The 20276-nt window shown below is 73.6% G+C and carries 20 protein-coding genes and 1 pseudogene; 13 read left to right on the forward strand and 8 right to left on the reverse strand.

The genetic code is table 11. The features are described 5' to 3' along the window. Window positions 1–68: 68 nt before the first annotated feature. The 4 genes from GXP74_RS24975 to GXP74_RS24990 are packed head-to-tail and all read left to right on the forward strand — an operon-like array spanning window position 69 to window position 4362. Window positions 69–509 carry a GPW/gp25 family protein gene (locus GXP74_RS24975; RefSeq protein WP_182453482.1) on the forward strand — a complete coding sequence of 147 codons (441 nt, stop codon included), beginning with the start codon at window positions 69–71 and terminating at the stop codon, window positions 507–509. Further along, entirely contained in the window at window positions 509–2464 is a 1956-nt protein-coding gene (locus GXP74_RS24980) for a putative baseplate assembly protein (RefSeq protein ID WP_182453483.1), read from the forward strand. Before GXP74_RS24975 ends, GXP74_RS24980 begins: the two co-directional genes overlap by 1 nt. A gap of 3 nt (window positions 2465–2467) precedes the next feature. Continuing rightward, a complete protein-coding gene (locus tag GXP74_RS24985) occupies window positions 2468–3058 on the forward strand; it encodes a phage tail protein (protein WP_182453484.1) in 591 nt (196 codons plus the stop codon). Beyond that, the gene (locus tag GXP74_RS24990; protein ID WP_182453485.1) at window positions 3055–4362 is read left to right on the forward strand and encodes a zinc ribbon domain-containing protein; all 1308 of its coding nucleotides are present in this window, start codon (window positions 3055–3057) and stop codon (window positions 4360–4362) included. The genes GXP74_RS24985 and GXP74_RS24990 overlap by 4 nt, the downstream gene beginning before the upstream one ends. 198 nt (window positions 4363–4560) lie before the next feature. Here GXP74_RS24990 and GXP74_RS41655 read toward each other — a convergent pair whose 3' ends face one another. Further along, entirely contained in the window at window positions 4561–4686 is a 126-nt protein-coding gene (locus GXP74_RS41655) for a hypothetical protein (protein ID WP_255528154.1), read from the reverse strand. A gap of 324 nt (window positions 4687–5010) precedes the next feature. Here GXP74_RS41655 and GXP74_RS24995 point away from each other — a divergent pair, with 324 nt between their 5' ends. Genes GXP74_RS24995 through GXP74_RS25005 form a run of 3 tightly spaced genes read left to right on the forward strand, consistent with a single transcriptional unit; the run spans window position 5011 to window position 8210 of the window. Then, the gene (locus GXP74_RS24995; protein WP_182453486.1) at window positions 5011–6027 is read left to right on the forward strand and encodes a DMT family transporter; all 1017 of its coding nucleotides are present in this window, start codon (window positions 5011–5013) and stop codon (window positions 6025–6027) included. A gap of 57 nt (window positions 6028–6084) precedes the next feature. Continuing rightward, entirely contained in the window at window positions 6085–7644 is a 1560-nt protein-coding gene (locus GXP74_RS25000; protein ID WP_182453487.1) for a N,N-dimethylformamidase beta subunit family domain-containing protein, read from the forward strand. Window positions 7645–7703: 59 nt separating this feature from the next. Continuing rightward, the gene (locus tag GXP74_RS25005; RefSeq protein WP_225448161.1) at window positions 7704–8210 is read left to right on the forward strand and encodes an AAA family ATPase; all 507 of its coding nucleotides are present in this window, start codon (window positions 7704–7706) and stop codon (window positions 8208–8210) included. A 101-nt stretch (window positions 8211–8311) separates the two neighbouring features. Here GXP74_RS25005 and GXP74_RS25010 read toward each other — a convergent pair whose 3' ends face one another. Beyond that, the gene (locus GXP74_RS25010) at window positions 8312–9436 is read right to left on the reverse strand and encodes an MFS transporter (protein WP_225448676.1); all 1125 of its coding nucleotides are present in this window, start codon (window positions 9434–9436) and stop codon (window positions 8312–8314) included. Window positions 9437–9645: 209 nt separating this feature from the next. On the opposite strand from GXP74_RS25010, the gene GXP74_RS25015 reads away from it, so the two are divergent. Then, a complete protein-coding gene (locus GXP74_RS25015) occupies window positions 9646–10401 on the forward strand; it encodes a helix-turn-helix transcriptional regulator (protein WP_182453489.1) in 756 nt (251 codons plus the stop codon). Between the two features lie 18 nt (window positions 10402–10419). Here the strand turns inward: GXP74_RS25015 and GXP74_RS25020 are convergent, their stop codons facing one another. Continuing rightward, entirely contained in the window at window positions 10420–10818 is a 399-nt protein-coding gene (locus GXP74_RS25020; RefSeq protein WP_182453490.1) for a glyoxalase, read from the reverse strand. 220 nt (window positions 10819–11038) lie between these two features. Here GXP74_RS25020 and thrS point away from each other — a divergent pair. Together thrS and GXP74_RS25030 are read left to right on the forward strand one after the other, a co-directional pair. Further along, window positions 11039–12262: pseudogene (gene thrS / locus GXP74_RS25025) on the forward strand (threonine--tRNA ligase); the annotation flags it as partial. Between the two features lie 64 nt (window positions 12263–12326). After that, window positions 12327–12704 (forward strand): metalloregulator ArsR/SmtB family transcription factor, encoded by a 378-nt coding sequence (locus tag GXP74_RS25030; protein WP_182453492.1) that lies wholly within the window; start codon window positions 12327–12329, stop codon window positions 12702–12704. 47 nt (window positions 12705–12751) lie between these two features. Here the strand turns inward: GXP74_RS25030 and lepB are convergent, their stop codons facing one another. The 3 genes from lepB to GXP74_RS25045 form a co-directional block, all read right to left on the reverse strand. Next, window positions 12752–13648, reverse strand: coding sequence for a signal peptidase I (gene lepB, locus GXP74_RS25035; RefSeq protein ID WP_182453493.1), 897 nt, complete (start codon window positions 13646–13648; stop codon window positions 12752–12754). 116 nt (window positions 13649–13764) lie between these two features. After that, entirely contained in the window at window positions 13765–14541 is a 777-nt protein-coding gene (locus GXP74_RS25040; protein ID WP_182453494.1) for a (2Fe-2S)-binding protein, read from the reverse strand. A gap of 79 nt (window positions 14542–14620) precedes the next feature. Then, entirely contained in the window at window positions 14621–15469 is an 849-nt protein-coding gene (locus tag GXP74_RS25045; protein WP_182453495.1) for a putative protein N(5)-glutamine methyltransferase, read from the reverse strand. Window positions 15470–15702: 233 nt separating this feature from the next. Here GXP74_RS25045 and GXP74_RS25050 point away from each other — a divergent pair, with 233 nt between their 5' ends. After that, on the forward strand, window positions 15703–16569 hold the full coding sequence (locus tag GXP74_RS25050) for a PhzF family phenazine biosynthesis protein (protein WP_182453496.1): 867 nt from the start codon (window positions 15703–15705) through the stop codon (window positions 16567–16569). Here GXP74_RS25050 and GXP74_RS25055 read toward each other — a convergent pair. Further along, on the reverse strand, window positions 16566–16973 hold the full coding sequence (locus tag GXP74_RS25055; RefSeq protein ID WP_182453497.1) for an STAS domain-containing protein: 408 nt from the start codon (window positions 16971–16973) through the stop codon (window positions 16566–16568). The two genes, GXP74_RS25050 and GXP74_RS25055, sit on opposite strands and share 4 nt — an antisense overlap. 312 nt (window positions 16974–17285) lie before the next feature. Between GXP74_RS25055 and GXP74_RS25060 the strand changes: the two genes are divergently transcribed. Both GXP74_RS25060 and GXP74_RS25065 read left to right on the forward strand, forming a co-directional pair. Further along, window positions 17286–18530: a carbohydrate-binding protein gene (locus GXP74_RS25060; RefSeq protein ID WP_182453498.1), complete on the forward strand. Its 1245-nt coding sequence runs from the start codon at window positions 17286–17288 to the stop codon at window positions 18528–18530. 250 nt (window positions 18531–18780) lie between these two features. Beyond that, window positions 18781–19563, forward strand: a complete 783-nt coding sequence (locus GXP74_RS25065) for a methyltransferase domain-containing protein (protein ID WP_182453499.1) — start codon at window positions 18781–18783, stop codon at window positions 19561–19563. Window positions 19564–19582: 19 nt separating this feature from the next. Here the strand turns inward: GXP74_RS25065 and GXP74_RS25070 are convergent, their stop codons facing one another. After that, complete coding sequence (locus tag GXP74_RS25070; RefSeq protein WP_182453500.1) at window positions 19583–20272, reverse strand: transglycosylase SLT domain-containing protein; 690 nt, start codon at window positions 20270–20272, stop codon at window positions 19583–19585. Between the last annotated feature and the right edge of the window lie 4 nt (window positions 20273–20276).

Raw genomic sequence — 20276 nt, forward strand, 5'->3', positions numbered from 1 at the left:
CTGACTCAGCACCGTATATGACGCACAATCAGTAGAACCGTCAGCGTAGAAAAAAGGAACCACAAGCAATGGCAGAGCAGTTCGTCGGCTCCGGCTGGGCCTTCCCGATGCGGATCGCCCCGTCCGGCGGCATCGCCCTGGTCAGCCGGGAGAAGGAGATCGAGGAGGCGATGCGGCTGGTCCTCGCGACCGCTCCCGGCGAGCGGCCGATGCGGCCCCAGTTCGGCTGTGCCATCCATGACTTGGTGTTCTCACCGATCGACGAGGCCACCGCGGGCCGGATCCAGTACGAGGTGCGCGGCACCCTGGACCGCTGGGAGCCCCGGATCGAGGTGCGCGAGGTGGCGGTGACCTCCGCGCCCGGCCAGGACGGGGTGCTGTTCATCGACGTGCGCTACTCGATCCGGGGCACCAACAACCCGCGCAGCCTCGTCTTCCCCTTCTACGTCATCCCCTCCCACGAGGACCCCTCGGCGTCCGCCGACCCGTCCACCGAAAGCGACCGCTGATGGCTCTGCCAGCCCCCAACCTCGACGACCGGCGCTTCCAGCAGTTCGTCGACGACGCCAAGCGCTACATCCAGCAGCGTTGCCCGGAGTGGACCGACCACAACGTCTCCGACCCCGGGGTGACCCTGGTCGAGGCCGTCGCGCACATGGCGGACCAGATCGTCTACCGGCTCAACCGGGTGCCCGAACGCAACTACCTGGCCTTCCTGGACCTGCTCGGGATCACGCTGTTCCCACCGGCCCCGGCCCGCACCATGATGACCTTCTGGCTGTCCGCGCCGCAGAGCCAGCCGCTACAGCTGCCCACCGGCACCGAGGTCGCGACGCTGCGCACCGAGACCGAGCAGTCCGTGGTCTTCGCCACCGAGCGCGACCTCTCCATCGTGCCCTGCGCCCTGGAGCGGGTGCTGCTCCAGCCGGGCGGCGAGCCGCCGACCGACCACACCGCCGAGGTGCTGGACGGCGGCAAGGACACCGCCTGCTTCGGCGACCCGCCGCAGCCCGGCGACGCCATGCTGTTCGGGCTGACCGCCGCCGTTCCCGACTGCGCGGTGGTGCTGCGGCTCGGCAGCAGGGTCGACGGCGTCGGCGTGGACCCCCGGCAGCCGCCGCTGCTGTGGGAGGCGCTGACCAGTGACGGCTGGCGGCCCTGCGAGGTCGACCGGGACACCACCGGTGGTCTCAACCGCCCCGGCGAGGTGGTGCTGCACGTGCCGTCCGGGCACACCACCACGCGCACCGGACGCTTCGACGCGGGCTGGCTGCGCTGCCGGGTCACCCAGCCCGAGCCGGGCCAGCCCTTCTACACGCTGTCCCCCACCATCCGCTCCGCCTCGGCGTTCACCATCGGCGGCAGCACCCGCGCGGTGCACGCGGACGTGGTCCGCGACGAGGCGCTGGGCGAGTCCACCGGCGTCCCCGGGCAGCGGCTGCGGCTGGCCAACGCGCCGATCGCGCAGGGCGACCCGCCGCTGGTGCTGCACGTCTCCGACGGCGAGGGCTGGAGCGACTGGACGGTGGTGCCGCACTTCGCCGCCTCCGGTCCGGACGACCGGCACGCCACCCTCGACGCGACCACCGGCGAGCTCGCCTTCGGCCCCTCGGTCCGCGAACCGGACGGCACCATGCGGCAGTTCGGCGCGGTTCCGGCGAAGGGCGCGATGATCCGGGCGCACCGCTACCGCACCGGTGGCGGCCGGACCGGGAACGTGGCACGCGGCAGCATCCGGGTGCTCCGCAGCTCCATCCCGTTCATCGCCCGGGTGGAGAACCGCGAGGCCGCGCGCGGCGGGGTGGACGGCGAGACCGTGGCCGAGGCCAAGGTCCGTGCCCCGGTGTCGCTGCGCGCCCAGGACCGCGCGGTGACCGTGCGCGACTACGAGGAGCTGGCCCGCCGGGCCGCGCCCGAGGCCGCCCGGATCACCTGCCTGGCGGCGGACGAGTCCCAGCACGGCGAGAACGCGGTTCGGGTGCTGGTCGTCCCGCAGGCCGTCCCCGACCAGGGCGGGCGGCTGCGCTTCGAGCAGTTGGTCCCCGGCGACGAACTGCTCGCCACGATCACCCGCCACCTGGACGAGCGCCGCCCGATCGGCACCCGGCTGGCCGTCGGGCCGCCGTACTACCAGGGCGTGACCGTGGTGGCGACGCTGCACGCCTACCGGGGCACCGAGTCGGAGCAGATCCGCGCCGCCGCCCTGGACGCGCTGTACGCCCACCTGGACCCGCTGACCGGCGGCTCGCGCGGCGAGGGCTGGCCGTTCGGCCGTCCGCTGCAGGCCGGGGAGGTCTTCGCGGTGCTCCAGCGCGTCCCCGGGGTCGAGTTGGTGGACCAGGTGCTGCTGCACCCGGCCGACCCGCTGACCGGCAAGCGCGGCGATCCGGCCGACCGGATCGACCTGGACGCCTCCGCCCTGGTCTTCTCCTTCGACCACCGCGTCCGCGTGATCGGGGGCTGACCGATGAGCACCCCTTCCGCACCCCGGGCCTCCGGCTCCCGGCGGGGCTCGATCGACGGCCTCGGCACCCGCCACCCGATCGGCCTGCAACTCCCGGCCGTCTACGCCGACGACGAGCTGGCGCAGCGTTTCACGGCCGGCCTGGACGACGTCATCGCGCCGCTGCTGAACGTCCTCGACTGCATGGACAGCTACTTCCGGCCGTCGCTCGCGCCGGAGGACTTCACCGCCTGGCTCGGCGGCTGGGTCGGCGCGGAGACCGAGCCGGACACCTCGCTGCCGCTGCTGCGGGAGTCGGTGGCCTCCGCCGCCGGGCTGCACCGGCTGCGCGGCACCCGGCGCGGCCTGGCCGAGGCGGTCCGGCTGGCCTTCGGCACGGTGCCGGAGATCACCGAGAGCGGTGGCGCGGACTGGTCCGCGCGTCCGCTCGGCGCCTTCCCCGGAGACCCGCGGCCGCACCTGCTGGTGGTGCTGCGGGTCGACGACCCGGCCACCATCGACGTCCAGCGGCTCGACGAACTCGTGCGTGCCGCCCGGCCCGCCCACATTCCCTGCACGGTCCAGGTGACCGCCAAGAGAGGACCCGAGAAGTGAGCAACACCACCAGGACTGCGGAACCGCGCTGCGCCGACTGCGGCGGCCGGGCCCGCGCCGGGCAGTCCTTCTGTGACGACTGCGGGTCGTTCCTGAACTGGGACAACGAGGCGGACAGCACGGCGGCCACGACCGCCGCGAACACTGCGACTGCTGCGACCGCTGCGACTCCTGTGACCGCTGCGGGTTCGGAGAAGCCCGCGGGCACGGAGACCCCGGCGGCCCCTGCGGTGGCTGCGAGCCCTGAGCCGGTCGCGGCGGCCGAGTCCGAGCCTGGTGACACCGCGTCAGAAACGGTTCTCGGCAAGGGGGGTGCGGCCGAGCCGGTGGACTCGGCGGAGGCCGAGACCGCCGAGGTGCTGACCGAGCCCATCGACCCGAACTCCCCGACCCCGCCGCCCGCTCCGGTCCCGCCGGACGTCGCCCGGGCCCGGGCGCTGCTGGTCCCGGTCGCCGACCGCAGCCGACCGGTGCCGCAGGCGCCCGAGGTCGCGCCGGTCCTTCCGGGCACCCCGATGGCGGCCCGCCCGACCGTCCGGCAGCCGGGCGACGACGGGCACACGCCGCACGGCGACGCCTGCCCGTGGTGCGGCACCGGCAACCAGCCGGACCGGCACTTCTGCCGCCGCTGCGCGATGCGGCTGGCGGAGTCCCCGGGCGGACCGCAGCGCCGCCCGTGGTGGCGCCGACTGCTGGACTTCCGTGGCCGCGAGGCGCCCTGGGCCGGTGAACGGCCGCGCCTGCGGCGGGATCTGGGCCGCATCGTGCGCTGGACGCTGTGCCTGGCGGTGGCGGTGGCGCTGGTGGTCACCGTGGCCAACGAGGCGACCCCGGCCACGCACGCGGTGGAGGACCACTTCGCCACCCGGGCGCAGATCCACGAGATCACCTGGTCGGCCTCGCACTCGGGTCCGAACCAGTCGGCGAGCCTGGCCGGGGACAGCTACAACAACACGTTCTGGGGCTCCGGCTACGGCGACGCGAACACCGGTCAGTGGCTCCAGGCGAACTTCACCTCCCCGCAGCACCTGCTGAACGTGATCATCACCCCCTGCGCCGGCTCCGAGTCCGACGCGATCTCGCTGGACGCCTGCCCCTCGCAGCTGGAGGCGCAGATCACCGACAACTCCGGCAAGGTCACCGACCAGCAGATCAACCTCAACGACGGCCAGCCGCAGACCTTCGGCATGGACGCCCGGGACGTGGCGAGTGTCCGCTTCGTGATCGAGTCCGTCTACGGCGAGAGCCCGACCAAGCAGGTCGCCATCGCCGAGATAGAGTTCTTCGGACCGTCCGACTCCTGATCCGGCGACTGGCCGGGGGCACCGCCCCCGGCCAGTCGGAATGCTGATGGGCTCCGCCGACCCGGGGTCCGAGAAGACGGTGCCCCGCCTCCACGCGAAGGCGGGGCACCGGACGCGTCCGGGGGGAGCGCGTAGCAACTATGTCATGAACCCGTCAAAGAATGCCAGTCGCTCCCGGGGAAAGGATCAGCGCGGCCTTCAGGAGGGCAGGTTCGAGATCTTCCAGAGGACCACGGCCTGCACCAGGAACAGCAGTACCTCCGCCCGGTCGGTCGTCCGCCACCAGCGGCGCACCCGCCCCACCGGACACCGTCCCTCGGACATGTCGGCTCCTGATTCCGTCTGCGGTGTCTACCGCACCCACTGTGCCCGGGCCGACCTAACACCGCGGTAACAGCCACCGCCGAACGGGCCACCGGCAGTCGACACCCGGTGGCATGCCCACGCGGGCACGCGGGGGTGGGATTCGCGACGCGGGCGTCGTAAGCTGTCCACCATGTGCACCCTCGTGCTTCCGCCGCCCGCCGCCTGAGCGGGCCGCCTCCGGCATAGGCGCGTCGCCCCCTTCGCGGGCGGACGCGCTCCCTGGCTGTGCCCGCGCACGGAACCCCTTCCGCCCGCCGCGCCAGCTCAGGAGCACCCACCGTCATGTCCCGAAGCACTGTCACGCCCATCGCCGCGTCAGCTGACGACGCGTCATCCTCCGTCCCTTCGCTGCCGGTTCGGCGCGGACTCGGCTACCTGGCGCTCGCCGGGACCGCCTGGGGAACCACCGGCGCCGCCGTCGACCTGGTCTACCGCTCCAGCGACCTGGGCCCGACCGCCATCTCCTTCTGGCGGCTGGTCGGCGCGCTGGCGATCCTGCTCGCCGCGAAGGCCGTGCGCCGCACCGGCGGACCCGCTGCCCGCCCGACCGCCGCCCGCCCGACCGCCGCCCGCCCGACCACTGCCCGCTCCCGCCGGACCCGGGCGCTGCTGCTCGGCGGGGCGGGCGTCGGCATGGCCGTCTTCCAGTCCGCCTACTTCGCGGCCGTCCGCGACACCGGACTGGCCGTCGCCACCATCGTCACCCTCGGCGCCGGACCGGTGTTCACCGCACTGGCCGGACGGCTGCTGCTGGGCGAGCGGATCGGGCGGATCGGCGCGCTGGCGGTCGGCGGCGCGCTCGCCGGGCTGGCCGTGCTGGTGCTCGGCAACCAGTCCAGCGCGGTCCGCCCGGCGGGCATCGCGCTGGCGCTGCTCTCCGCCGCCGCCTACTCCAGCACCGCGCTGCTGGCGCGCTGGACCGGACGGCACGGCGGGGGCGAGTCGGCCGGGGCGCTGACCGCGTGGTCCTTCGGCATCGGCGCGGTGCTGCTGTTCCCGTTCGCGCTGGAGCAGGGCCTGCTGCCGCACACCGCGCACCCGCTGCGGCTGGTCCTGCTGCTGGCCTACGTCGCCGCCGTCACCACCGCCCTGGCCTACCCGCTCTACTTCGCCGGAGCGGCGGTGGTGCGCGCCGCGACCACGGCCACGGTGATGCTGATCGAGCCGGTCAGCGCGGCACTGCTGGCGGTGACGCTGCTGGGCGAGCGGTTGTCGGCGGCGACGGCCGTGGGCACGCTGGTGCTGTTGTCGGCCGTGGCGGCGCTGGCAGCCGCCGAATCCCGGCTCGCGTCCGACTAGTCTGGACGTGACCTGAAAGCAGGCCGAGTGGCCTCGCGGTGAACGGAGTTCCGACACGTGGACGACCAAGGGGTGCGGCGGAGGCGGTTCCTGGGAGCGGCCGCGGCGGCCGGCGCGGGCGTCGTCGGGCTCGGCGCCCTGGCCGGGTGCGACTCCACCGCGCCCGCACCCGGCGGCGCCGCGTCCTCGCACGCCGCCGGACAGGCCGTCCGGGACAGCGTGCTGACGGCGCAGCAGGCCGAGCAGGCCCGCCCCGGGAACGCCGACTGGCGGCTCGGTCCGACCGGACCGCAGCAGGCCATCGAGGGCTACACCGACCAGGTCAGCGTCCTTCGCGGGGAGCACTTCGCGCTGCACGCGTCAACCACCGCGCCCGGATTCACCGTTTCGGCGTACCGGGTCGGCTGGTACGGCGGCACGCAGGCGCGGTTGGTGTGGCGCTCGGCGCGGATCGCGGGCCGTCTGCAACCGGCCGTCGGCCCCGATGGCTCCACCCGGACGGTGTCCACCGGTTGGGAGCCCACGATCAGCGTCGACACCGCCGACTGGCCGGAGGGCGCGTACCTGCTGCGGCTGGACGCCGAGGACGGCCACCAGCGGTACGTGCCGATGATCGTCAGGTCCGCGAGCGCCGCCGGGCGGACGCTGCTGATGCACGGCGCGGCGACCTGGCAGGCGTACAACGTGTGGGGCGGCTACAGCCTGTACCAGGGCGAGAGCGGCGCCTACGCGACCCGCTCGCTGGCGGTGTCCTTCGACCGGCCCTACGACGGCAGCGGCGCCGACAAGTTCCTGGTGTACGAGCGGGCGCTGGTGGTGCTCGCCGAACGCCTGGGCATCCCGCTGGCGTACACCACCGGTCTGGACGTGCACCGGCAGCCGGAGGTGCTGCACGGCGCGACCGCGCTGCTCTCGCTCGGGCACGACGAGTACTGGACGCCGCAGCAGCGGGCCGCCGTCACCGCGGCCCGCGACGCGGGCAGCAACATCGCCTTCCTCGGCGCGAACACCTGCTTCCGCCGGATCAGGATCGAGGACGACGCGCGCACGGTGGTCTGCTACAAGACCGACTACCAGGCCGACCCGCTGTACGGGAGGGACGACCCGGCGGTCACCACCGACTTCCGCGCGGAGCCGAGCCCGGACCCGGAGTCCTCGCTCACCGGTGTGATCTACGAGGGCTATCCGACCGACGCGCCGTACCTGGTCCACGCCGCCGACCACTGGCTGTACGCGGGCACCGGGGTCAGGGCCGGGGACTCCTTCCCGCACCTGATCGGCGTGGAGTACGACCGGGTGACGCCGAGCTACCCGACGCCCCGCCCGATCGAGATCCTGGCCCACTCGCCGCTGGTCTGCGAGGGCAGGTCGAGCCACTCGGACTCGGCGTACTACACCGTGCCGGGCGGGGCCGGGGTGTTCGCCTCCGGCACGATGCGCTGGGTGGAGGGGCTGATGGCGGGCACCCACGACGACGGCAGCGACCACCTGATGGACGCGCGCACCGGTGCCTTCGTCACCCGGACCACCGAGAACCTGCTCACCGCCTTCGCCAAGGGCCCGGCCGGCCACCACCTCCCGGCCCCGCGCGACAACGTCGCCCAGGTGTACAGCTGAACGCCGGGGACGGGGGAGGCGCGGGCGCCGCCGCCCCGCCGGTCTCCGGGGTGGTCCTGGTGACCGGGGTGATGGCCTCGGGGAAGTCGACCGTGGCGGAGCTGCTCGCGCGGCGGCTGCCGCGCGCCGCGCACGTGCGCGGGGACGTCTTCCGGCGCATGATCGTGTCCGGCCGGGCCGACCCGCTGCCGTCGCCGAGCGAGCAGGCCCGGGCCCAACTGCGGCTCCGGCACCGGCTGTCCGCGAGCGTGGCCGACCAGTACGCGGCCGAGGGGATCACCGCCGTGGTGCAGGACATCGTGCTCGGTCCCGATCTGGCGGCGTACCCGGGCCTGGTGCGCACCCGGCCGCTGTACGTGGTGGTGCTGGCGCCGTCGGCGGCGGTGGTGCGGGCCCGGGAGCGGGACCGGCCGAAGTCCGGTTACGGGGTGTGGACGGTGGAGGCGCTGGACCGGGAGCTGCGCGAGCGGACGCCCCGGCTGGGGCTGTGGCTGGACAGCTCCGCACTGACGCCGGAGCAGACCGTCGCCGAGATCCTGGCCAACCTGGACGCCGCTCGCGTCTGAGGGCGGTGATCGTGACGGAGAGCGCTGCTCTCGACCAAGAGCTCAGCTCTCGGTCGAGAGCACTCGCCCACGCGAGCGGCGCTCACCGGCGAGAGCAGTGCTCACGCCTCACCGAGAGTCTTCGGCTCGACCAGGAACAGGCCCAGACCCAACGCCGCCAGCGGGATCAGGCACAGCACCGCGAGCACCCCCTGCGGCCCCGCACTGTCCGCGAGCACCCCGAACACCGGCGCGATCAGGCCGCCGATGCTGACCGCGAGCCCGAGGGTGACCCCGGCGGCGGTCCCGGGCCGGTTCGGCAGGTAGTCCTGCCCCAGCTTGACCAGCACCGCGAACGGCATGTTCAGGGCCGCCCCGGCCAGCACCGCGAAGACCAGCGGAGCGACGCTCCCCGGCAGGAACCGGAGCCCGGCCAGCATCGGGATGGCCAGCGCCGCGCCGAGCTGGACCGTGCGGACCATGCCGATCCGGTCCGCGATCCGGCCGCCCAGCAGCGTCCCCAGCACTCCCCCGCCGAGGAACACCGCCAGCGCCGTCCCGGCCAGCAGCCGCGAGGCGTGCAGGTGCCGGATCCAGTACAGCTCGACGAAGGTGTTGACACCGAAGAACACCATCGACCGGACCACCTCGATCGCGGTGAGCACCAGGAACGGCGCCCAGCGGTCGGTGCCGGTGCGCGGCGGCCGGGCGGCGGCCAGCGCCTGGTGCCGGTGCCGGTTGCGGTACAGCAGGAAGGCGATCAGCACCGCGGGCGGGATGAACAGCGCGGTCGCGCCGACGCCCCAGGCCACCAGCGCCGGGGTGGCCAGCACCGGCGCCAGGAAGAAGCCGACGCTGCCGCCGGCCGCGAAGACGCTCATCGCCCCGGCGCTGTCGCCCGCGGCCTCGCGGGCCGATTTGCCCGCCGCCGGGTGGAACATGGCCACGCCCAGCCCGGAGACCATGATCAGCGCCCAGACCACCGGGTAGGGGTGGAACAGCCCGGACAGGCCGAGCCCGATGCCCGCGACCGCGACCCCGGCGCCGGCCAGCCAGCCCCAGCGGACCCGGTCCACCAGCACCCCCAGGAACGGCTGCGGCACCGAACTGCCCAGCGTCGCCGCCAGGGTGAGCCCGGCCGCCGCCACGTAGCTGTAGTGCCGGTCGAGCACGAAGTACGGCACGCTCGCCGGAACCAGCCCCTGGTACAGGTCGTCGACCGCGTGCGCCACGCCCCACAGGCGCATCCGCTGCCAGACGGACGCCTCCACCACCGCGCCGTGCGCCCCGCCGTCCGGGTGATCCCCGCCGCTCGGGCCCGCCTCGCTGTCCGTCGCCGGGGCCGTTGCCCCGCCCGTCCGCTCGTCGATATCGCTCATGTTCGCTCCTGGGATGCTGTCATGGCACCAGCATCACCAGTCGCCACCCCTGCGGACTATCGGTATCCTGCCGAATCATGTCGGTAAACCGCCAGCCCCTCAGGGGCCCCACCCGCGCGTCGCTGCTGCACCGGGAGCGCGTGGAGTGGCACGACCACGCCGAGGCCCAGCTGATCCACCCCAGCTCCGGCGTGCTCCAGGTGTCCACCCCGATCGGGATCTGGGTGGTGCCGCCGCACCGCGCGGTGTGGATCCCGGCCGCCGTGCCGCACGCCCACCAGGCGCACGGGCCGACCCAGATGCGGACGCTGGTCTTCGCCGGGCCGGTCGACCCGCTGCGGCTGGACCGGCCCACCGTGCTCGCGGTCAGCCCGCTGCTGCACGAGGTGATCATCACGCTGACCGACGACGACCACCTCGGCGCGGCGCAGCGCGAGAACCTGGAACGGGTCGCGCTGGACCAGTTGCGCCGGGTGGAGGCGCTGCCGCTGTGCCTGCCCTCGCCGCGCGACGACCGGCTGCGGGAGATCGAGGCGCTGCTCCGCGCGGACCCGGCCGACCAGCGCTCCCTGGCCGCGCTGGGCACCGCCGTCGGCGCCTCGGAGCGTACCCTGAGCAGGCTGTTCCGCACCGAGACCACGATGACCTTCCCGCAGTGGCGCACCCAGTTGCGGCTGCACCACGCACTCACCCTGCTGGCCGCCGGCAGCCCGGTCACCAGCGTGGCCACGGCCTGCGGCTACAGCAGTTCGAGCGCCTTCATCGAGGCCTTCAGGAACGCCTTCGGGAGCACCCCGGGACGTTACTACCAGCCGTCCGGGAACGGGAGTTGAGCCGGTGCGGCCGACCGCTCAGCCGTACACCACCTCCAACTCGAAGCCCTGGCCGTCGACGAGGTGGACCGCCTGTCCGGTGTCGGTCCGCACCGACCATCCGGCGGCCAGCGCCGCCGCCACGGCGGCGGGGCGATCGCCGCGCACGGCAAGGTGGTTGATGCCCGCGCGGAGCCGGTCGTGCCCTCCGACGCGCAGGTCGGGCGACTGTTCGATCACCACGTAGCTGCCGCCGCGCCGCCAACTGCGGCCGTGCTCCCAGTGCTGGAACGGCTCGCAGCCCAGCGCGGCCAGTACCGGCCCCCACTGCCGCTCGGCCAGGGCCAGGTCGTCCATCCACAGCTCGACGTGGTGCACGAACTCCGTGCCGTCGACGCCCGTCCCCGGCGTGCCCGCGTCCTGCTCGTTCTCGTTCATGCACCCATCCTGCCCGCCGACCGGGCGCTGTCCGCGCCCGGGAAAACCCCGTGCGCGAGCCGCGCGGTCCCTGCTAGCGTCCCCGGCATGAACAAGCGTGCCGCATGGACGACGACGCCGGAGAGTGTCCCGGCGCGCTGAGTCATGACTTGGACCGAAGCCCCGGGGCGAGTGCCCCGGGGCTTTCGCCTGTGGTCACTCGCCCGCTGCCCGCGAGGAGACCCCCGTGTACGACCACCGCAAACTCGGCCGCGAACTCGGCCTGTTCGACACCGACCCGCTGATCGGCGCGGGACTGCCGTACTGGCTGCCCGACGGCGCCGTCGTCCGCCACGCGCTGGAGGAGTACATCCGCGAGACCGAACGGCTGGCGGGCTACCAGCACGTGTACTCGCCGGTGCTCGGCAAGCGCGAGCTGTACGAGATCTCCGGCCACTGGTCGCACTACAGCGAGGACATGTTCCCGCCGATGGAGCTCGGCGCGGAGCAGGTGGTGCTGCGGCCGAGCCTGTGCCCGCACCACGCGGTGGTCTACCGGTCCCGCGCGCACAGCTATCGCGAACTGCCGCTCCGGATGGCCGAGCTGGGCGGCATGTTCCGCTCCGAACTCTCGGGCGTGCTGGGCGGGTTGACCCGGGTCCGGGCGATCCAGCTGAACGACGCGCACATCTTCTGCACCCTGGACCAGGTCACCGAGGAGGCCGGGGCCGCGCTCGCGCTGATCCGCGAGGCGTACCGGGCGCTGGGCATCAGCCCGGCCCGCTACCGGCTGTCGCTGCCGGGGCCGGGCGGCAAGTACGTCGCCGCGCCGGAGCTGTGGCGGCGTTCGACCGCGCTGCTGACCGAGGTGCTGGACGGCTCCGGTCTGCCCTACGAGCCGGCCGAGGGCGAGGCCGCGTTCTACGGTCCCAAGATCGACGTCCAGGTGGTGGACAGCGCGGGTCGGGAGTCCACCCTGTCCACCGTCCAGGTCGACTTCCACCAGCCGGAGCAGTTCGACCTGCGCTACGTCGGCGCGGACGGCGGCCGACACCGGCCGGTGATGGTCCACCGCAGCATCATCGGCAGCGTGGAGCGGGCGGTCGCCCAGCTGATCGAACAGCACGGCGGGGCGTTCCCGGCCTGGCTGGCGCCGGTCCAGCTGGCGGTGCTGCCGGTCTCGGACGCCGAACTGCCGCAGGCGCGGGCGCTGGTGCACCGGGCCACCGCGCTCGGCCTGCGGGCCCGGCTCGGCGAACCGGAGCGCGGCAGCCTGGGCGCGCGGGTCCGGGAGGTCCGGCTGGCGCCGTACCAGGCGGTGATCGGCGCCAGGGAGGCCGCCGACGGGCAGGTCGCGGTGCGGCTGCGGGACGGCCGCCGACTGGACCCGCAGCCGGTCGAGGAACTGCTCGCCCGGATCGGCGCGCTCACCGCCGCCCACGCCGCCGAGCTCTGGCGGGACTGACCCGCGCGGCGGCGCCACCATGACATTTGAACAGCTATTCACATGTCATGGGTACAATGCCGCCATGGGACACGGAGGAGTCGAGGAGAAGCAGGGCGCCAGCGCGCGCGAGCGGCTGGACCGCGTCGGCAGTGCCGGGGTGGCCACCATGCTGCAAGCCCTGGCCACCCCGTCCCGGCTGCTGATCCTGGCCCGGCTGGCCGAGGGCCCGTGCGCGGCCAGCGACCTGGCGCTGGCCGCCGGGATGGAGCGCTCGGCCTGCTCGCACCAGCTGCGGCTGCTGAAGAACCTGGGCCTGGTCACCGTCGAGCGGCGCGGCCGGTCCATGGTGTACGCGCTGTACGACCACCACGTCGCGGAACTGCTGGACCAGGCCGTCTTCCATGTCGAGCACCTGCGGCTCGGCCTGGTCGACGCCACCGCCGAGGACGCCGGCCACTGACCGCGCGCCCTCGCCGCCGACCCCCGCGCCGCCGCTGAACGCCCGGGTCAGCGGCGGTTGCGGCGGCGCCTGAGGTACCAGAGCGAGACCGGCAGCACCAGTGCGGCGCCGTCCGCCGCGGCGGGCAGCGCGGCCGAGGAGAGCCCGCTCTGGTGGAAGGTCGACGGCACCGACAGCGCCGACCAGTGGCTGATCGGCCAGGCCACCACGAACGCCCGGCCGACCACGTCCTTCAGCGGCACGAAACCGCCGCCGTTGTCCTGCTGGCGCTGGTAGCGGGAGTCGGCGGAGTCGTTGCGGTGGTCGCCCATCACCCACAGGTCGCCCTTGGGCACGGTCACCGTGCCGACCGGGTAGTCGTTGCAGGGGGTGGCGCCCGGGTAGATGTAGGGCTCGGTCAGCGCGACGCCGTTGACCGAGACCGGGGCTCCGGCCTTGCAGACGACGGTGTCGCCGCCGACCGCGATCACCCGCTTGATCAGGTCCTGGTCGTTGGCGGAGGGCATCAGCCCGATCGTGCTCAGCACCGACTGGAAGTCCCGGGTCACCGGGTTGGTGGACGGGGCGGGCAGGTCCTCGCCGGACAGCCAGCCGCCCGGGTCCTTGAACACGATCACCTGGCCGCGCTGCGGGGTGGCCCCGAACCACGGGCTGAGCTTGTCCACCAGCACCCGGTCACCCGGCTGCAACGTGTTCTGCATGGACTGCGAGGGAATGTAGAAGGCCTGGACGAAGAAGGTCTTGATGATCACCGCCATCACGATCGCCGCCACCACCAGCAGCGGCACCTCCTTCCAGAACGGACGCTGCTTGCGGCCGCCGCCCGCCACCGCTCCCCCGCTGGTACCGCCGTCCGCCGCCGACGGGGCCTGCGTGCCGCCGTCCGCCACCAGGGCGTCGGCCACACTCTCCCCCGTTGCCGCGTCTCCAGCCGACTCGTCCATCCCACCGCTCCCTATCCAGTACGCGAAGATCGCCCCCACGCACACAACGAACGGTAGTTCCCCACCTCGGGCCGCTGGCCAGGGGCCCCGTCCGGACCGACGAACTCTCAGGAAACTCACGAAATCGGGGGCTCCGGGGACCGGCTCCGGGACCTCGGTGCGGCCAGCACGCAGTCGCCGCAGAACCCGCCCGCGCCGTCCGGCGCCGCGCGGTAGATCAGGCAGCAGCTGCGGCGGCGGAACCGCCCGGCGGCGTCCACCTCCGCCGCCCCGCGCAGGGACGGATGGTCGAGCAGCCGCGCGGCGATCACCCGCGCCCGCCCGGCCTGGGCCGGGGTGGTCCGCGGCGAGGCCGCCAGCACCGTGACCGCGCCGCCCAGCGCGGACGCGGCGTTGCCCCGGAGGATCAACCCGGACACCGAGAACGGGCGCACCGCCGCCGCCAGTTCGCGTACCGGGCCGTCCAGCAGCAGCTCGCCGAGCAGCGCCGCCAGCTCGGCGGGGGCCACGGCCCGGTCCGGAACCGGCCGCCGCGGCACCGAGAGCGGGAACATCCCGCCGGGCACCGGCTGCCAGCGCAGGCCGTCCAGCCCGAGCGGCAGCGGGACGCCGAGGATCGCGGCGGTGGCCAGGGCCGGTGACAGCAGCCTGGCCACCAGGCCCAGGTGCGCCACCGACGCGGCCACCCGCGGCTCCACCGCCGTCACCGGCAGCCCCGCGCGGGCCGCCAGTTGGGCGCGCACGCCGTGCACCCGCGCCGCCAGCGTCCCCGGCTGGGTGACCAACTCGCGCAGGTCGCGCCAGGGTTCGACCGGGGCCGGGCCGGGGTCGTGGGTCTCGAAGGCGAAGAACGGGCCGAGCGCCACGATCGACTCGAAGCCTGTGCCGCTCATCCCCCGCCTTCCGCTCGCCGACCCGCCGTGCCGGGACCGGGCTCCCTGACCGGAAAGGTAGGGAGCCCACCGCCCCAGGTCAACCGGTGGCGGGCCTGGTGCCGACCACCACGGTCGAGTACAGCTCCTGCGACACCGCCAGGCGCGGGCGCAGCCCGTTCCCGGCGAAGCTGTCCAGGGCCGACCGGGACTGCCGCTCGCTGGCCTCGACCAGCAGTGATCCGCCGGGCGCCAGCCAGCGCGCGGCCTCCCGGGCGACCCTGCGCATCACGTCCAGGCCGTCGGCCCCGCCGTCGAGGGCCACCAGCGGCTCGTGGATCCGGGCCTCCGGCGGCAGCAGCCCGACCTCCTCGGTGGGCACGTAGGGCACGTTGGCGAGCAGCACGTCCACCCGGCCGAGCAGTGCGGCGGGCAGCGCGTCGAACAGGTCGCCCGCGAAGACCCGGCCACCGGCGTCGGCGACGTTGCGCCGGGCGCAGCGCACGGCGGCGGGGTCGATGTCGGCGGCGTACAGCTCGACCGGGCCGAGCAGCGAGGCCACGGCCGCGCCGATGGCGCCCGAACCGCAGCACAGGTCGACCACCACCGCTCCGGGCCGTCCGAGCGCGGCGGCCTGCCGGACCAGGAACTCGGTGCGCCGCCGGGGCACGAAGACGCCGGGGTCGACGGCGATCCGCAGACCGCAGAACTCGGCCCAGCCGAGGACGTGTTCCAGCGGCAGGCCGTCGATCCGACGGCGCACCATGGCGTCGAGTCCGGCCTGGTCAGCGGCGGTGTCGAGGAGCAGTCGGGCCTCGTCCTCGGCGAAGACGCAACCGGCCGCGCGGAGCCTGAGCACCACGGCCTGCTCAGAGAGGCCGTCGGAGTCGACGCCGGTGGGATCGACCTCGGTGGCATCGACGCCGGTGGGATCGGGGAAGTCTGACATGAGAGCCTTTCGGGATTCCTGCATACCCAAGGGCGCTCTCCGGCCGCCTACAGCAGGCGGTCCTCACCGCTGCGGGAGGAGAGCACCCGGTCCGGACTTGCGTTGATGGGTCTCACCTCCTCGGTACCGTCCACGTTCTGGAGCGGCCCACCCTACCCGATCCGGGTCCCGGGTCCGGACGGGGCTCGGCCGCGGATCTTTGACCGGGCCTGGGCGGCGGGTTACCGTCCGGTGTGGAGATCTTGACGTACACGGCATTCAGCACCGATCCCGCCGGGGGGAACCCGGCCGGGGTGGTGCTCGACGCGAGCGGTCTGGACGACGCGGCCATGCTGGCGGCGGCGGCGCGGGTCGGCTTCTCCGAGACGGCCTTCGTACTGCCGGGCGAGGACGGCCAGTTGGACGTCCGCTACTTCAGTCCGCTGGCCGAGGTGCCGTTCTGCGGGCATGCCACCATCGCCCTGGCGGTCGCCTGGGCGCACCGGTACGGCGTGGGCGGGCTGCGGCTGCGGACCAAGGCCGGACCGGTGGCCGTGGCCACCGCCGGGGCCGACGACGGCACGGTGGCGGCGACCCTGGTCAGCGTGCCGCCGCGGACCCGGCCGCTGGCCGGGCCCGAGCTGGCCGAACTGCTGGCCGCGCTGCGCTGGTCGGCGGACGACCTCGATCCGGCGCTGCCGCCGCGGGTGGCCTACGCCGGGGCGTGGCATCCGGTGATCGCCGCCGCCGGCCGGGAGCGGCTGGCCGCGCTGGACTACGACCTGCCCGCGCTGGCCGAGCTGATGCGGCGGGCCGACTGGACCACGATCGACCTGGTGTGGCGGGAGTCGGAGACGGTGTTCCACGCGCGGAACCCGTTCCCGCCCGGCGGTGTGGTCGAGGACCCGGCGACGGGTGCGGCGGCCGCGGCCTTCGGCGGGTACCTGCGGGAGCTGGGGCTGGTCGCCACCCCGGCAGAGCTGACCGTGTTCCAGGGACAGGACCTCGGCCGCCCGAGCACCATCGGGGTGGGTGTCCCGACCGAGCCGGGCAGCGGGATCTCGGTCACCGGTGTGGCCGTGCCGCTGCCTCCCGGCCGCCTCGCCGGGGGCGCGTCCTAGAAGGTCTGGAGCGACTCGTCGTCGGTGTCGAGCGGGCGCAGCAGGATGCCGGGGCGGATCCGCGCCAGCTCCGCGACCGCCTGGGCCACGGTCGGGCGGATCGGCAGCACCCGGCTCAGTCCGGTGCTGCGGAACCGCCGCAGCACCGCCTCCTGCTGGGTGACCACCACCAGCGCGCCGCGCTGGGCCCGGACCCGTTTCCGGCAGGCGACGAGCACGCCGAGGCCGGTGGGGTCCAGCGCGGTGGTCGGCCGCAGGTCGACGATCACCAGGTACTGCCCGTGGTCGACGCGTCCGTTCAGCACCTCGCGCAGCCTGGGCGCGCGGTAGACGTCGACCTCGCCGACGACTCTGACCACCGCGACTTCGGCGGAGAGCTGCGCGTGGGTGACGCTGAAGTCCATCGGGGGCCCCGTTCGCCGTGCGCCGGACGATCGCATGACGGCTGCGCTGGGCGGCCGCGCATTGCCACTGGCGTTCACCAAAGTAGTTAATTTCAAACATAATTGACGGAGAATCAGCTAAATCACCGGATCCGCCGCCACCTTGTCCGCCAGTCGGACCGGGCCGCACGGCGCCGGCCTGCGGGGACAGATCGAAATTGGTCCAGACCTTGACAGTCAACTTGGTCCAGGCCAAATTGTCGTGTACAGCAGCGTCGGCGCCGGCCTGTGCTACCCCCACACGCACCACAGACAATGTCCTGAGGTGGATAGATGCGAAAGATAGCGGCGATGTTCCCGGCTGCGGCAGCCAGCGCGATCCTCGCGGCGGGCGCCCTGGTGCTGACTGCGGGCACCGGTCACGCGGCGACCACGACTGCGCTCGGCAACAACTGGTACGGCTCGGCACCGTACTACTACACGCTCGACTCCTCCGCCCCCGACCTCGGCCAGGTGATGGCGGCGACCGGGCAGAAGGCGTACGAGCTGGCCTTCATCCTGGCGCCCAACGGCGGTGGCTGTACCCCCACTTGGGACGGGACCGACCCGGTCTCCAGTGACACCCAGGTCGCGGCGGTGATCAACGAGGTCCGCGCGGACGGCGGCGACGTCTCCGTCTCGGCGGGCGGCTACGGCGGCACCAAGCTCGGGCAGGAGTGCGGCACCCCGGCCGCCACCGCCGCCGCCTACCAGCAGGTGATCACCAAGTACGGGCTGCACGCGATCGACTTCGACCTGGAGGAGCCGGAGATCGAGAGCGCCGGCTCGATCAACAACGAGCTCGGCGCGGCGCAGATCCTGCAGCAGAACAACCCGGGCCTGTACGTGTCGGTGACCATCCCGTCGACCACCACCGGCGCCAACTACTTCGGCCAACTGCTGCTGGCCAACGCCAAGTCGCTGGGCTTCACGCCCAACAACTACTCCATCATGCCCTTCGACGGCGGCTTCTCCGGCGCGGCCAGCCAGATCACCGCGCTGCAGGACTTCAACGCCCAGCTGGTGAGCACCTTCGGCTGGAGCTCCGCCACCGCGTACGCGCACGAGGGCGTCTCCCAGATGAACGGCCGCACCGACAGCGCCGAGTACTTCTACCAGGCGGACTTCCAGTCGGTGCTGAACTTCGCCGAGTCCAGCGGGATGACCCGGTACACCTTCTGGGACGTCAACCGGGACCGGGAGTGCAACCCGCCGAACAACAACGGCGACCTGTCCGGTGAGTGCAGCAGCGTGACCCAGAACGCGTACGACTTCACCAAGTACACGGCCGAGTTCGCCGGGGCGACTCCCCCCACCTCCCCGCCGACCACTCCGCCCAGCTCTCCCACCTCCTCGCCCAGCTCGACCGGTGGCGGTGGCGGCAGCGGCACCTGCGTGGCGGCCTGGAACTCCTCGTCCGCGTACTCCCAGGGCGCCGAGGTCTCCTACAACGGCGACAACTGGACCGCCAACCAGTGGAACGACGACGAGGTTCCCGGCGGCTCGTCCGGCGCCTGGACCAGCGACGGCCCCTGCTGAGCAGTCACTGAGCGAGCGCTGAGGGCCGCGTCCGGGCCACCGGGCGCGGCCCGGTGACGGAGCGCCACCCGCGTCGGCCCCGGCCGTACGCGGGTGGCGTCGGCCGTTTCCGGGGCCCGGCTGGTAGGCTGCTCCCGGTCGCGACTGGCGCGGGCGGGCAACCGCCGGGGAGCGGCTGAACATCCACGTGAGCGTCGACCGCCTGGGCGCCTCCCGTCAGTGATCACCGGCTGACCTCGGAGGCGACAGCATGCAGACCCCTTCCCTGCGCACCACCCAGCGGCACGGCGCCCGGATCCACTCGCCGGCCGACCGCCGGACCGCCGAGGCCTACCGGGCCGCGCGGGAGATCCCCCGGGACGGACTGGCGGACTGGCGCGCCGCCATCAGCGCGCAGGTGACACTGACCCCGGCGATGACCCTGCTGGACGTCGGCGCGGGCACCGGGGCCTTCGCCGAGGCCTTCCACGACTGGTTCGGCGTCCAGGTGCTCGCGGTCGAACCCGCTTCTGCCATGCGTGAACTGATTGTCCGCCAGGACGGCATCGAGGCACTCGACGGGACCGCCGAGGCGCTGCCGGTGCCCGACGGCTGCGCGGACGCCGCCTGGCTCGGCTCGGTCATGCACCACCTGTCCGACCTCCGGGCCGCCGCCCGGGAGCTGCGCCGGGCGCTGAAGCCCGGGGCGCCGGTGCTGATCCGAAACTCCTTCCCCGGCCGCTGCGGACGCGACCTGCGGGTCCGCTTCTTCCCGGAGACCGAACGGCTGGTGGACACCTACCCGGACGTGGAGGACGTCTGCGACGCCTTCGCCACCGCCGGGTTCACCCGGGTCGCGCTGCGCCCGGTGCCGCAGCGCAACGCCCGCACCCTGGGCGAGTTCGCCGCGAGTGTCCGCCGCGAGGCGGACTCCAAGCTGCGGGCGCTCACCGACGCGGAGTTCGACCGGGGCATGGCCCGGCTGCGGGCAGCGGCGTCCGGCACCCCGGAGCAGCCCGCGGTGAGCTGGATGGACCTGCTGGTGTTGATCTGACGCGCCGACAGGTCAGGTGCTACAGATACGGTTTGACCACCTGGCCGGCCGTGTCCCAGTTCTGCCGCAGCGTGTCCAGGTAGGTCTGCGACAGCGACCCCGGGGTCACCCCGCGCGCGAAGGCCAGCATGTTGGACGCCCCGGCGTTGTAGCCCATCGCCAGCAGCTGGTCCTCGGTGTACCCGCCGGACGGGTGCGCCGGCAGTTGCGCCGCCAGGTCGTGCAGGTACCAGGCGGCGGCCTCGATCGCCAGGCCGGGATCGTCCGCCAGGTCCAGCCAGCCGCGGTCGGCGAAGCCGCGGCCGGTCCTGGTCTCGTCGTAGGCGGCCTCGTGCATGTTGGCGATGCCGAGCGCCGCCCCCGGCTTCAGCCGCAGCCAGGCCTTCTGGAACGCCGGGTCGTGCGGCTTGTAGGACTCGTTGTAGAGGATCGCCATCAGCAGCTGCGGGTCGATCCCGGCCTGCCGGGCGTACTCGACCACCGGCGCGGCGAAGTCCGAGGGGACGTTCTGGTCGGGCGAGGCCGACGCGGACGGCGCGGGGTGGCCGCTGCCGCCCGGCGACGGCCGGGTGCCCGACGGGCCGGCGGACGCGGCCACCGTCGTCCCGGAGGCACCGGAGCCGTGGCCGCCGTGCTGCGCGGCCCAGCCGATCACGACCACCGCCGCCACCAGGGCCAGCCAGCCCCAACGCCGCTGCTGCTCGGCCACCCCG

Origin of the sequence: Streptacidiphilus sp. P02-A3a (genome assembly GCF_014084105.1) — a bacterium.
Classification (GTDB): domain Bacteria; phylum Actinomycetota; class Actinomycetes; order Streptomycetales; family Streptomycetaceae; genus Streptacidiphilus.

What these genes read in the sequence shown, in the direction of transcription:
- GXP74_RS24975 (WP_182453482.1), top strand. Translation starts at nt 69, where the DNA reads ATGGCAGAGCAGTTCGTCGGCTCCGGCTGGGCCTTCCCGATGCGGATC.
- GXP74_RS24980 (WP_182453483.1), top strand. Translation starts at nt 509, where the DNA reads ATGGCTCTGCCAGCCCCCAACCTCGACGACCGGCGCTTCCAGCAGTTC.
- GXP74_RS24985 (WP_182453484.1), top strand. Translation starts at nt 2,468, where the DNA reads ATGAGCACCCCTTCCGCACCCCGGGCCTCCGGCTCCCGGCGGGGCTCG.
- GXP74_RS41655 (WP_255528154.1), bottom strand. Translation starts at nt 4,686, where the DNA reads ATGTCCGAGGGACGGTGTCCGGTGGGGCGGGTGCGCCGCTGGTGGCGG.
- GXP74_RS24995 (WP_182453486.1), top strand. Translation starts at nt 5,011, where the DNA reads ATGTCCCGAAGCACTGTCACGCCCATCGCCGCGTCAGCTGACGACGCG.
- GXP74_RS25010 (WP_225448676.1), bottom strand. Translation starts at nt 9,436, where the DNA reads ATGCGCCTGTGGGGCGTGGCGCACGCGGTCGACGACCTGTACCAGGGG.
- GXP74_RS25015 (WP_182453489.1), top strand. Translation starts at nt 9,646, where the DNA reads ATGTCGGTAAACCGCCAGCCCCTCAGGGGCCCCACCCGCGCGTCGCTG.
- GXP74_RS25020 (WP_182453490.1), bottom strand. Translation starts at nt 10,818, where the DNA reads ATGAACGAGAACGAGCAGGACGCGGGCACGCCGGGGACGGGCGTCGAC.
- GXP74_RS25030 (WP_182453492.1), top strand. Translation starts at nt 12,327, where the DNA reads ATGGGACACGGAGGAGTCGAGGAGAAGCAGGGCGCCAGCGCGCGCGAG.
- lepB (WP_182453493.1), bottom strand. Translation starts at nt 13,648, where the DNA reads ATGGACGAGTCGGCTGGAGACGCGGCAACGGGGGAGAGTGTGGCCGAC.
- GXP74_RS25040 (WP_182453494.1), bottom strand. Translation starts at nt 14,541, where the DNA reads ATGAGCGGCACAGGCTTCGAGTCGATCGTGGCGCTCGGCCCGTTCTTC.
- GXP74_RS25045 (WP_182453495.1), bottom strand. Translation starts at nt 15,469, where the DNA reads ATGTCAGACTTCCCCGATCCCACCGGCGTCGATGCCACCGAGGTCGAT.
- GXP74_RS25055 (WP_182453497.1), bottom strand. Translation starts at nt 16,973, where the DNA reads ATGGACTTCAGCGTCACCCACGCGCAGCTCTCCGCCGAAGTCGCGGTG.
- GXP74_RS25060 (WP_182453498.1), top strand. Translation starts at nt 17,286, where the DNA reads ATGCGAAAGATAGCGGCGATGTTCCCGGCTGCGGCAGCCAGCGCGATC.
- GXP74_RS25065 (WP_182453499.1), top strand. Translation starts at nt 18,781, where the DNA reads ATGCAGACCCCTTCCCTGCGCACCACCCAGCGGCACGGCGCCCGGATC.